The 12,841-nt window shown below is 37.0% G+C and carries 11 protein-coding genes; all 11 read left to right on the top strand.

Going from position 1 to position 12,841, the window contains the following annotated elements; translation table 11 throughout:
- Positions 1 to 126 precede the first annotated feature (126 nt).
- A complete protein-coding gene (locus ACYUCY_RS09070) occupies positions 127 to 1,413 on the top strand; it encodes a lipopolysaccharide biosynthesis protein (protein ID WP_460226149.1) in 1,287 nt (428 codons plus the stop codon).
- The gene (locus tag ACYUCY_RS09065; RefSeq protein ID WP_460226148.1) at positions 1,410 to 2,576 is read left to right on the top strand and encodes a glycosyltransferase; all 1,167 of its coding nucleotides are present in this window, start codon (positions 1,410 to 1,412) and stop codon (positions 2,574 to 2,576) included. The genes ACYUCY_RS09070 and ACYUCY_RS09065 overlap by 4 nt, the downstream gene beginning before the upstream one ends.
- A 135-nt stretch (positions 2,577 to 2,711) precedes the next feature.
- Positions 2,712 to 3,857, top strand: a complete 1,146-nt coding sequence (locus ACYUCY_RS09060) for an O-antigen ligase family protein (RefSeq protein WP_460226147.1) — start codon at positions 2,712 to 2,714, stop codon at positions 3,855 to 3,857.
- A 91-nt stretch (positions 3,858 to 3,948) separates the two neighbouring features.
- On the top strand, positions 3,949 to 4,848 hold the full coding sequence (locus ACYUCY_RS09055) for an SDR family oxidoreductase (protein ID WP_460226146.1): 900 nt from the start codon (positions 3,949 to 3,951) through the stop codon (positions 4,846 to 4,848).
- Positions 4,849 to 4,885: 37 nt separating this feature from the next.
- Positions 4,886 to 6,109: a glycosyltransferase family 4 protein gene (locus ACYUCY_RS09050; RefSeq protein ID WP_460226145.1), complete on the top strand. Its 1,224-nt coding sequence runs from the start codon at positions 4,886 to 4,888 to the stop codon at positions 6,107 to 6,109.
- Between the two features lie 70 nt (positions 6,110 to 6,179).
- Positions 6,180 to 7,259: a hypothetical protein gene (locus ACYUCY_RS09045; protein ID WP_460226144.1), complete on the top strand. Its 1,080-nt coding sequence runs from the start codon at positions 6,180 to 6,182 to the stop codon at positions 7,257 to 7,259.
- A 10-nt stretch (positions 7,260 to 7,269) separates the two neighbouring features.
- Positions 7,270 to 8,463 carry a hypothetical protein gene (locus tag ACYUCY_RS09040; protein ID WP_460226143.1) on the top strand — a complete coding sequence of 398 codons (1,194 nt, stop codon included), beginning with the start codon at positions 7,270 to 7,272 and terminating at the stop codon, positions 8,461 to 8,463.
- A 2-nt stretch (positions 8,464 to 8,465) separates the two neighbouring features.
- A complete protein-coding gene (locus ACYUCY_RS09035) occupies positions 8,466 to 9,107 on the top strand; it encodes a nucleoside/nucleotide kinase family protein (protein ID WP_460226142.1) in 642 nt (213 codons plus the stop codon).
- On the top strand, positions 9,094 to 9,819 hold the full coding sequence (locus tag ACYUCY_RS09030) for an acyltransferase (RefSeq protein WP_460226141.1): 726 nt from the start codon (positions 9,094 to 9,096) through the stop codon (positions 9,817 to 9,819). The genes ACYUCY_RS09035 and ACYUCY_RS09030 overlap by 14 nt, the downstream gene beginning before the upstream one ends.
- Before the next feature lie 5 nt (positions 9,820 to 9,824).
- Entirely contained in the window at positions 9,825 to 10,940 is a 1,116-nt protein-coding gene (locus ACYUCY_RS09025; protein WP_460226140.1) for a glycosyltransferase family 4 protein, read from the top strand.
- Positions 10,941 to 10,963: 23 nt separating this feature from the next.
- Positions 10,964 to 12,835 (top strand): asparagine synthase (glutamine-hydrolyzing), encoded by a 1,872-nt coding sequence (asnB, locus tag ACYUCY_RS09020; protein ID WP_460226139.1) that lies wholly within the window; start codon positions 10,964 to 10,966, stop codon positions 12,833 to 12,835.
- Positions 12,836 to 12,841 lie beyond the last annotated feature (6 nt).

The raw sequence follows: 12,841 nt of genomic DNA, 5'->3' as shown, positions 1-12,841 counted from the left end.
TTTTCGCTTTACGTGGCAGGTAAGCGATGCTGATATCGATACTTTATAAAATCTTCATTTTTTTTCCAAAAAAGGTTTCGGGTTAAATTTATAGGCTTGAGGCTAATTTTTAATGGTTTCAAGTATATGAACGAAAAGCCTATTTTAAAGATTTTCGGGAAAAACACTTCGATAGCAATCCTTGATCAAGCTATTCTTTCGGCTACAAACTTTGCGATAAATGTGTTATTGATTCGCTATCTGCCAATTGATGAGTTTGGTGTTTACGTAATTGTTTTTTCGCTTCTTTTGTTTGTTAGTAGTGTTCAGGCGGCATTAGTCTGCTCGCCGTTAATTGTGATAGTTCCACAAAGAAAAGAGCGGTTAGGTGAAAACTTTATAGGAAGTATTTTTTATGGATATGCCTTTTTATGTTTTAGTATCGTATGTTTGATACAGCTATCCCATGCGATGTCGAAGTTTGGCTTCGACTGGGTATATGATTCCACTTTAGTTAATATATTGTCCGTTACAAGTGTTTTCTATTTAGGGCAATTGTTTATAAGATCAGTGCTGCTATCCAAGTTCCGATTTCTTTCCGCCTTAATTAACGATTTGATTATTAGCTCTTTACAGATTCTGTTTATCATAATTCTTGTTAAAGCGGAGAGCTTGGAGATAAATTCAATATTCTTATCTTTGAGTTTTTCCGCATTCGCTTCGTTTATATATGGTTTGTTCCAATGCCGGCGTTATTTAAAAAGTCCTAAAAGTAGTCGCGTGTTGATAGATTGCATTCGAAATTTAAATCATGGGAAGTGGCTATTGGGGAGCAATTTAATTGGGTGGAGTAGAACAAATATTATCAATTACGCCGCGCTATTTATGCTTGGTCCTGTGGCGCCAGCAGTTATAAGAACTTTGCAAACGATATTTGGTCCGCTGAATTTAGGTTTGTTGAGTATGGAGTCGGTTATTCCCCAGTATTGTAGCAGGCTTTATCTTGATAGAGGTTTTTCAGCGCTTGCCTCAGCGATTGTGAAAGTGTCCTTTTTTGCCCTGGCGCTAGTAGTATTTTATTATATTGTTGTAGTGAGTTTCGGGCCGCTAATATTAAGAAGCTTTTTTGGAGAAAAATATGTTGAGTATAGTTCGTTAGTTTGGCTGGTTGGCGTGCAATATCTATTCATTGTTTTACAGATTGTTTCAACAATCGTATTGAGGGTTATTGAGAAGCCTAAGAGTATTTTTAAAATTAGCGCAATGGAATTTTTGCTTACATTGATTCCCGGTATATTGTTGATTAATTATATTGAGTTAGAAGGAGTGATTCTCTGGAAGATTGCATCTTCGGTAGTGCTTTCGATAGGTTTGCTCTTAGTGTGTTTGAAGCTTGGTAAGCAATTTCGGGGCTTTGGGAATAACATCCTATGAATATTATGCATGTCGTGATTGGAAGACCCAAGCCAGAAGCTTCTAACGGAGTGTTGAAATCAGTGTACCATTTGGCAGTTGAGCAAGGGCGAAGCGGTCGTCGGGTGGTTATAGTCAGCATTCGAAAAGTTAGTTGTTCCGGGTTCGATGTTGTTGCGGAAAATGTGGTAATGCATACCTTTCCATTAAGGCGTAGTAGGTTTCTTTTGGATGATGAGTTGGCGTGTTTTTTGACTGCGAACTTAAGTACCGTGGGTGTCGTTCATTTTCATTCTGCATACCATCCAGAATATTGGAGGATAGCATCTAAGCTAACTAAATTTAAAATTCCATACGTGGTTAGCCCTCGAGGAGCATATCAAGCTTACTCAAATAGGAAAAATTTCATCATTAAGAAAATATACAAAAAGTTTTTCGAGAAGAGAATGTTTAAAAGGGCTAGCTTGATTCATGCTTTAACCATAAATGAAAAAACAAATTGCATCGCTTATGGCGTCCGTAGTTCGAAGATTTCTATAATTCCAAACGGCGTTGATGTGAATAGTATTCTATCTTTAAGGAGGAAAATACCCTATCGTTCAAAAGATGGGTTTTTTAGATTGGTGTATTGTGGAAGGTTAGACTTTTATTTTAAAGGCTTAGATTTGTTGGTTGAGTCTTTGAGAGTACTAGTGAAAGATAAAGGATTTGATAATGTGTTGTTGTATCTCATTGGGCCTGATTGGAATGCTGGGAAACAAAAAATAATTGAGATCGCTGAGAATTATGATCTATCCTCGAATATAGTATTTTGTGGAGAAAGGTTTGGCGTAGATAAATACGAAATTTATGCTAACTCAGACTTATTCGTTTTGGTCTCCAGAACTGAAGGAATGCCAACCTCCGTAATTGAAGCTATGGCATTTGAGTTGGCTTGCCTTATAACCCCAGAAACAAATATTGATGAAAAAGTAGGGAAAGGTGGGGGGTGCTTTTTTGTAAACGGCGATGTAGGTCATATAGTCAAGGGGATTGAATCAGCTATTCATTGCGATAATCTTGAGAAGATCGGTTCGAAAGCTCAGGAATGGGTTTTGGCGGAACTAACTTATCAGGAAATTACCAAAAAACATCTATCTAATTATTCATCCGTTGTTGGTTGTAAATTACAGCTGGGTGGTTAAATAATGTTTGTGATGCGGAAGGATAATCTTCTACTTTTTTCATACTTCGTTTCATATTTGGTATTTCTTCGATTATCTATGTGGGGCGGTGGGTTCAGCGGACTTTCCTCGGTAGACTTGATAGGGGTCGCGAAAGTGTTGATTAGGTTGGCCACTTTTTTTGCTGCCATCTTATTCTTGATTAAGTATTCAAAAATTTTTAACTCCAATACTAAAAAACCCTTTAGCTCTATCTGTCTTTTTTTTATTCTTGCCTTGTTGTCGATAATATATTCGTCCGATCGCTTTTATAGCGCTTTTCGATTGGTGGAACATGTTGGTTATTTGATTTTTTCATACGCAATTGTTATTTGTTATTTTAATCGATACGGTAGTTTTGAAAGAGTTATATATTATAGTGTGAATACCACTTTGATTGCTTGCGGATTTTTGGTTTTTATTGTTTGGTTTTTTGCTTTGCTGTTTCCGCAATACGCGTATCGGCATATTGTTGGTGACATAAGTGGTTTTGGTGGGGATATCCTGCAAGTGCATACTTTGGCTAATGTTTCGGTAGCCGTTTTTGCAATAATATTTCATCGGTTTTTATCTGAGGGAGGGCGCTCTATAATTTCTAGGATGCTTTTTATGTCGATTCTCTTTATTACTATATATTTGACTCGCTCTAGGTCTGGGATGCTTATATTATTGGCTGTTGTTTTTTTTGTAGGTGCTTACCACGTTAAATTAAAATACTCAGTAATTCTCTATCCAATATTATCTCTTTCGTTAGGCGTTATAGTTCTCGGGAACTGGGAATATTTAATGAAGTATATATTGCGAGGTCAAGAATGGGGTGACCTTTTGAATTTAACCGAACGTGTCAGTTTTTGGGTTCGTATTTCGAAAGACACCGTAAATGAATCGCCAATAGTGGGATATGGGTATCAAATGCTAAGCAGTGACGGGTTATATAAGACGTTTGACGATAAGGCATACGTAGTATCAAATGCGCACAATACATTTATACAGACGTTGGCCGGACTAGGAATACTAGGTCTAGCAGTTTTGCTTTATCATCTCGTTCAGGTAGTAAGCACAGTAAGATTTTTATATATACGATCGGCAGGCAAAGAGAAAAGTAGAATGTTCGAAGTGGTGATACTTTTAGCCGTCTGTATTTTGGCAAGTCTAACTCAGTACGGTATAGTTGGCATGACAACACCTATAGTTCCGGTCTACATGATGATTGTCGCGCTATGTTCGTTCTTGTATTCTTTTACACGCCGCACATATATGTAGGTGTTATTTGAATGTTGATTTTAGACGCTGGTTGATATTTTTAATAATATAGCTGATTAGATGACAGTAAATTTTCGTGGGTTAATAATAAATGAAGCTAATTGTTTTGGGCGCTAACTCTTTCGTTGGAAGTAATCTTATTAGTGGGTTTTCCTCCGAGCCAGAAATTGAGATAGTGAATGTGAGTCGTAGTCAAAGTAAAAGACCTAGTACAATTTCTTTTGCGGTGCCAGATGACGTGGGCGTGCTTCAGCAGTCTGTGGTTGAGTTGATAGATCGGTTAAATATCGATGAAAATACTGTGGTAATTAATTGTATATCAATGGGAGATGTTGATTCTTGTGAAATGAATCAAGAACAGTGTACTTTGCTTAACTTAGAGTTTGTAAAATCACTTTATTCGAATATAAAAAATAGACATTTTAAAATGCTCATTCATTTTTCAACAAATGCCGTTTACGATGGCCGTAACCCTCCATATTCGGAGATGTCGGAATGTACTCCCTTAAATTTTTATGGTCGTACAAAACTTAGTGCCGATCTGTTTTTGTTGCGAGCGAATGACAAAAGGGTCGTTGTTCTTAGGCCTATCACTTTATTTGGGAGGCATGTTGTGGGGGGTAGGCTTAACCCTGTTTCATTCATAGTAGGTAAATTGGTAAGTGATGAAAATTTGAAATTAGTAGACGATGTTATAGTTAATATTCTGTATGTCGAGGATTTGGTAAGGTGCGTAAAACAGGTTATGCGGACTGGTTTTAGGGGGCTTTTAAATGTGTCTGGGGATCAGAGCATGTCGAGATATGAAATCGGTATTACAATTGCAGATATTTTAGGGAAGCCCGCTACTCTGATCGAATCAGTTTCTTCTGAGCAGTTTCCCACAATTGCAAAGCGTCCGAAAGATACCTCGTTTAATAATTCATTAATGAAAAGTATAGGCGTAAGTGTGACACCTTTTGAATTGGCGGTAAGAGAAATCATATTATAATAATATCAATTCTAGCAAATAAATAGGCACTTTATTTATGCCAAAGATTCTGATTACAGCATATGACGTTGACCCATACCAAGGTTCTGAGTCAGGTTTTGGCTGGAATTTTATTTTCCAAGCTTCAAGGTTTAATAAGGTCGTAGCCGTTACAAGACAAAACAATCGACGTAATATAGAACGGTTTATGACGGAGAACAATATAGGCTGTGATAACCTCGAGTTCCAATATTTTGATTTACCTTATTACTTAAGGTTTTGGAAGTCTGGGGCAAGAGGCGCGTTAGCATACTTCTACATTTGGCAGTTCTCGCTTGCATTGGTTTATCGATGGAAAAAACTAGATGTTGATATTGTGCATGGTTTGAACTTTTCATCCGATTCAATTCCCACATTTTTATGGCTGCTGAACAAGCCGCTCGTATGGGGGCCAATAAATCATCATGAAGTGATAAAGCTAAGTTACATAGCTAGATACGGATTCTGGTCTGTGTTTAGAGATCGTTTAGTGTGGGCTGTTAAATTACTTGAATGGAATCTAGATCCTTTTTTATATTTGTCAAAACGTAAATCAGATGTGGTCTTATGTGGAAATAAAAGTGTTATAAAGCGTTTAAAATTAGCAAAAAAAAAATCAATTATTTTTCAGTCTTCAGGAACTGTTGAAACTAAATGGCAGCGTGAAGAAAAAGGTAAAAATTTCGTACTTATTTTGCCAGCGAGATTTACACCATTAAAGGGTGTCGATATTGCATTAAATGCGTTTAAATTATTCCTTGAGAAAATTGGAAGTTCGAATAACGTTAAATTAATCTTGATCGGTCGCGGTCCAAGTGAAGATTATTTAAGGAACGTTGCGCGAGAGCTAGATATACAAGGTAGTGTTCGTTTTGAAAACTGGGTTTCAAAAGATGAGCTCAAAAAATATTTTTTACAGGCTAGTGCGATGGTTTATCCTTCGCACGAAGGAGCTGGAATGGTCGTAGTCGAGGCGCTGTCTTTAGGGTTGCCGATTATCTGCTTTGATAACTATGGGCCAGGTGAGATGGTGGACTCAAGCTGTGGAAAAAAAATACCATACTCTACATTTCAAAAAAGCATAGAAGACTTTTCGCTAGCTTTGCATGAGATTTATTGTGATGGAGATTTATTGCAGTCTCTCTCGGTGGGTGCTTATGAAAAGGCTAACGCTCATTATACTTGGGGCGTAAAAGGCGAACAGCTGCGGAAAGTATATGCTAATTTGATATTGGCTAAGTAAACTGCTTTTTTCGCTTGTTTATTGTGGTAGATATGCAAATTATTTTTTTAGGAATTTTTTTAGGTGAGTTATGCAGGCAGCCCCAACTTTGGAAGGCACTATCACTGAATTATTTAGTTGTGCAAACAGTAGATTAGTTGAGTATTGCATCTTGCGTAACTTTGAGGCCTTACCTGAGTCCACGCTGGGTGGCGATATTGATTTGGTGTTGAAGGAAGGTGATGCTGCAAAGTGGGAGGAGGTTTTAAAGGAGGTCGCTAGAAAAAAATCAATGCATGTTGGTGTGATTCAAACTCACTATCATGGTAAAAGGTATTGCCTGGTTAATTTTGATGCGGAAATTTTCCTAAAACTGGATGTGCATTTTGGAGAATTTTGGAGAGGCGTAGAGTATTCTTCTTGTGAAGAATTATTAAAAAATAAAGAAAAATACAAATTTTTTTATGTTCCCTCAGTTGTCAATAGATCTCTTGTTTGCCTGTTGGATCCGCTATTAACAGGCGGAGCCACACGAAAAAAATATAAATGTATTATAATGAGATGTATTGCTGAAGAAAGGGCATGTTTTTTGGAAAGAATGTCAGAGATTGTAGGTGCAAGGCGGGCTTCCGAAGTTGTTACACTGTTAGACGACGATCGTTATCTTGAAATATCGAATAAAGTAAACCTGATTCGTATGAGTCTGTGGGTTAGAAAAATTTTTTCTCGCGCTCGTACTTCTACCAAATTTTTTGGCTATATACATTACGAGCTTAGAAGAAGAATAAGTCCTCTCGGAACACTTATTGAATTGGAAGGTGATACTGTTGAAGTGAAAGGTTTTTTGTCTTCGTTCCAAGAATTTTCAGAAAAGAGATTCTTGGGCATGACTGCTGATTTAGTTTGGCCTAAGCCGAATTCGGAAAGAAGAAGTAATGGTTCGCTGATAGCGTCCCTAACCAACTACAATATGGTACTTGGCTCACGCCAAAGTTTTTCTCGAATAATGCTTAGGAGTTATATGTGCTTGACTAGAGTTAGAATTGTAAAGCTTAACTTGGCTGAGTTAGAGGAAAATAATGCAGAGTTTTGTAAAGTAGGATTTTCAAAAATAATAGAAGACATCTTTCGAGACGTGATCCTCCAATATAAGATAATTAATAACATATAGTTAGGTTAGAATGTTACCAGACTTTTTTAAAAGAAGTTTGCTGGAAGGTGAAGATAGGCTAGATAAAAAGCACTCTCTTCAGCTACGAGGTGTAAACAATAAGGATGGTACCCTGCGTTGGGTTTACCCTTCGAGTTCTTCTATCCCGACCTTCTTAAGTTTTTATAATCAGTCATCGATTAAAGCATCGCTATTTGCCATAGGGATAAAAATTTTATTTGAAATAGGACTAAGTCGATTTGTAGCCAAGAAAAAAATAAGCTGTGATTTTTCAGAAGATTCGGTGATCTTCTATTTATTAGAAAAATATAAGCCTTATAGTTATTCCATTTTTCTTGGTACCGTAGGTGAAAATAGAAAAATATTAGTTGAGCTACATGGGCATAACAACTGCCAAGTATTTGTTAAGGTTCCAATTTCCGAAAAATCCAAAAATCTGATCCGGAACGAAGTGGCCACAATCTCTCGACTTGAGGCCTACGATTTTCGGGTAATGAAACTACCTAAGGTCCTTAGTTCTCACAAAAAAGGGTTTGTTGAGCTCTCAAATATTAGACCCGCTAAATTTAAACAGCCCAGCCAGTTTCTGAATATACATGGCGAGGCACTGAGTGAGCTTTATTCAGTAGGCGTTTCTAAGTGTAAAATAGAACCTAAATCGTACCTAGATCTGGTTGAAAGACTTGAAGCTCGTATTTTTTCGAATAAGCAAGCAGATCATTTAAAAACCATTTACCCCTTTTTAGAATTGCTGTCCACGGTTAGATCTGCAATCAATGTTTTGAATGCAGATTTTGATGTTTATTGTTCAATCGGCCACGGCGACTATACCCCATGGAATAATTTCGTTGATCATAATAATGTGTATGTTTTCGATTGGGAACTTAGCGAACCTACCCTTCCTTTGTTATATGATTTTTTTCACTTCATTGTGCAGTCTGAAGCACTAATTAAAAATAATGATTTTGGAGCTATTTCTCTAAAAATTTTGTCGGCTCGACGCTTGAATTCTATTGTATTGATGGAAGCTAAATATAAGTTTAATTTCAATTTGCAATTTGTTATATATTTGTTGAGGGTAACAATTTATCACGTTGACATATATTCGCTACAATCTAACCTCCACTTTCAGGGGCGTAGGTTGTTAAATATTTGGAAAGAAGGTATTGAGCACTATATTGAAAAAGAAGGAAATATATTTTAGCCATGACTTGTGGGGTATTGATTACGTTTAGCGGCGTTGATGGGGCGGGAAAAACTACTTTGTTGCGAGAAGTAAAGCGTGAATTGGAGTTGAGACTAGATAGCCCTTTAATAGAGTTGCGGCAGCGCCCTTCGATATTGCCTATCTTGAGTAGCTTTAAACACGGAAAGAAAGCGGCCGAGGAAAATGCTGCGAATAATAAACCACGAATGGGGCTGAATAATTCAATTATTACTTCATTTTTTAGATTTCTTTATTATTTTTCGGATTATTTTTTTGGGCAGTGGGTAGTTTATTTTAAGTATCAAAGGAAAGGCTATAACGTTTTGTATGACAGGTATTATTATGACTTTATTGCTGATCCAAAACGCGCTAATCTAAGGCTTAGTAGAGGTTTCGCTCTTTTTATGTTTAAGTTTGTGTTTACTCCAAAAATAAATTTTTTTTTATATGCCAACCCAAAAACAATTCTTTCTCGGAAAATGGAGTTGTCTGAATACGAGATTTTAGAGTTAACTGAGAATTATGGTGGTCTATTTCAGGAGTTATCGGATAAAAATAGTGAAAAATTTATTTCGATAAATAATGAAAAGAAATCTAAATCATTAGATAGGATATTAGCGACGATTATTGAGAACTTATGAAAATATGATAAAAGAGCTAGTCCAGAAATACGTTAACTTAACGAAAAATAGTGATTTTAAGTTTGACCCCAATGTTAGAACTTTATGGCTGACTGCTTTGGTTTTTGAAAAGTTAATATGTTGTCTTAGAGGTTGGTTGTTTTTGGGTGTATTTCAAAAGTTTCGTGTGATATTTCTTGGGCGCGCGGTAAAGCTTGATTTTAGGAGCAATATGTTTTTGGCAAGTAATGTTAAGTTGGGGGACTATGTCAGAATAAGTGCTCTCGGGAAGAAAAAGTTAGTAATTGGAACCTCAGCTAATATTGGTGATTTTACCCAGGTAATCATCTCCAGCAGCTTTGATAACATCGGCGAATTCATATTAATAGGCGATCACGTAGGGATTGGGGAGTTTTCATATTTGGGTGGTGGCGGTGGGCTCAATATTGGGAATGGAACAATTATAGGCCAATATTTCAGCGCTCACCCGGAGAATCATAATTTTGATAACCCTGTTGTTCCTATAAGATCTCAAGGAGTATCGAGAAAGGGAATTGTTATTGGAGAAAACTGTTGGATAGGATCTAAGGTAACTATTTTGGATGGTGTTGAACTCGGAGCCAATTGTATTGTGGCTGCTGGTTCGGTTGTAACTAAGTCTTTTAAGTCAAATGATATCGTCGCTGGAGTGCCAGCCAAGGTGGTGGGCAACCGAATTTCGGCAAAAAAGTGATGAATATGGCTTTTAAAAAAATAGTCTTTATTCATCTTTGGGATGATTTTAGCGGCAGCCCTAAGGTATTGTCTGATGTGATTACTGCCTGTAAGAAAAAAAACATCGAATACGAAGTGCTTGTAGGTAGCGGAAGCACTGGTTTTTTAGCTAAGAAGCATAATAATTTAAAGACCTACTTTTATCGTCGAAGTAGATTTCAGCTACTCACGTTTGTTTTCTTGTTGGTTTCGCAGATCTGTCTTTTTTTTAGGGTTTTGTTTTATAAGAGAGATGATGTCATTTTTTATGTAAATACGATGCTCCCGTTCGGCGGAGCTATTGCAGCTAGGTTGATTAATAAGCACGTAATATTTCATCTTCACGAAACTTCTATTAGACCTAGATTCTTTAAATCTTTTTTGCGTTATATAATAAAAATGACTGCTTTGAAGGTTGTGTATGTTTCAGAATATTTGCGGACGTCGGAATTTATTTCAAATAAAGAAAGCTTTGTAGTTTACAATGCCGTATCCGATGTTGATACTAAAAAAATGGTCACTCAAGGTCAGAAAGCCGAATCTTTAGATGCGTTTCAGGTTCTGATGGCTTGCTCATTACGACGGTATAAGGGGGTTCAAGAATTTTTCCAGATCGCGCGAGTTTTTAGGCGAAATCGAAATAGTAAAATTAAGTTTGTGTTGGTTTTAAATGCTACTAGAGCGCAGATGGAGGAATACTTTTTGGATTGTGAAATCCCTGACAATGTCGAGTTGTATTCCGCCCAGGAAAATATGGAAAATTTTTATTTGCGTGCGAATTTACTTCTAAATTTATCTAGGGTCGATAGTTGGATCGAGACTTTTGGTCTAACAATCGTTGAGGCTATGTCTTACAGTGTGCCCGTAATTGTGCCGCCCGTTGGGGGGCCTTTGGAAATAGTTCGTCCAGGAATAGATGGCTATCTAGTAGATTCTCGTGACCATATAGAAATTGCTCGCTTGATTGAGCGACTCTCTTTGGATCAAGAGCTCTGGCGATACCTTGCTAGAAATGCACGAGAACGCTCTTTATATTTTGGTGTTGATAAATTTTGTGCAGGCATTAACCAAGTGGTTTTTGAATGTAAAAAGAGTCCATAATGTTTTTGGAAGTGTGATATTAAATGTGCGGTATAACAGGAATAGTAGACTTTAATTTTAAGATTTCAAAATCAAACCTTGAGAAAGCAACATCATCCATTGCTAGTCGGGGCCCAGATGATTTTGGGTATTTTATTGATGCTGATATTGGTTTGGGTCATAGGCGTCTATCGATTATTGATTTGACCGACTCGGGTAAGCAGCCCATGCAGTCGAGTTGCGGTAGATATGTTTTGGTGTATAACGGTGAAATATATAATTTTTGTGATATTCGCGAAGATTTGGTAAAACAGGGTTGTAGGTTTAAGGGAAAGTCAGATTCTGAAGTCGTATTAAATGCATTAATACATTACGGTATTGATGCGATTTCCAAGTTTAATGGTATGTTTGCTTTTGCATTTTGGGATAATTTTAAAAAGAAGTTATATTTGGGTCGAGATCGGTTTGGGATCAAGCCATTATATTACGCAAGTGTGGATGGATCACTAGTTTTTGGTTCTGAAATTAAAGCGATAAATAAATTTGAGAAATCTAGATTAGATTTAAACATAAATTCACTGAGTGAATTTATGTGGTTTGGGAACGCACTGGGTGAAAATACCTTTTATAATGGCATTGTTAAGCTTCGCCCAGGACACCACTTACTGTTTGACAAATCGGGACTACAAATTCAAAAGTATTGGGCGATCGAAAACGTTCCTGTTAACCCAGTCCCCCTAGATCAAGCTATATCTCAGGTGTCAAATCTATTCGCTTCATCTATCAAGAGCCATTTAATAGCAGACGTTCCGGTTAGTGTGTTTTTGAGCGGAGGAATTGATTCTTCCGCTATTACTGCTTATGCCAGTGAATACTACGAGGGGGTATTAGATACGTATTCCGTAGGATTCGATTTTCATAAAGGAGGAAATGAGTTTGAAAACGCAAGGCTTGTTTCAAAGATGTTTGGCACGAATCATCATGAAATTGAAATAGGCGCTAACAACCTTGCAGATGACTTAACGGTGTTAAGTATTTATCATGATGAACCATTTTCTGATGCCGCAAATATTCCTTTATATTTACTTACTAAACAATTAAAGGGCGACCAAAAAGTTGTCCTGCAGGGTGATGGCGGAGATGAAATATTTGCAGGGTATAGACGCTATAATTTGCTTTCTCACCATTTTTTTTGGATGATGCTATCAAAAATTGGTTTAGAGTTTTCATTTCTATATAGAAAAACAAAATATTTTGAACGCGTGTATAGAATACTAAATGCATTATCGCAGCGGGATCCTGCTCTAAGAATGGCATTTTTGCTCACCTTTGAATCCCCCCACAATCTACCAACAGATGTATTATCTCAAAATGTTAAGAATAAATTAGCTAATTATGATCCGTTTAGTGAATATAGGTTCGCCGACGGAATATTTTCACATCTTGATACTGTTGAGAAAATGCTCAGAACCGATTGCACGATATTATTACCTAACACATATTTGGAGAAAGTAGACAAATCGACTATGGCAAATAGCATTGAGGTTCGTGTCCCTTTTTTGGATAAGGATCTGTCCGAATTTGTAATAGGCTTACCTAGCAATTATAAGGTTCGGAATTCGCAAAAAAAGTGGCTATTAAGAAAATCTCTTCGAGGTGTCGTTCCAGATAGTATCTTAGATGCGAAAAAGAAGGGATTTGGCGTACCTTTTTCCGCATGGTTGAGAAAACCGCTGGCAGACTTTATGAAGGAAACGATAAACTCGGAAGAGGTTAGAAGTGCGGGTGTTTTTCAGTCTGACCTAGTTAATAAGAAGATATGTGAACATTGTTCAGGAATGCGTAACCATGGAGCAATTTTGTGGAAGGTTCTTGTTTTGGGGATTTGGATAAAAGCAAATAAGGTAAGGGTTTAATGTTGT

Source organism: Aurantivibrio infirmus, from assembly GCF_054767315.1.
The sequence above is the reverse complement of the archived record's forward strand: the minus strand, read 5'-3'. Positions and strand labels throughout refer to the sequence as shown.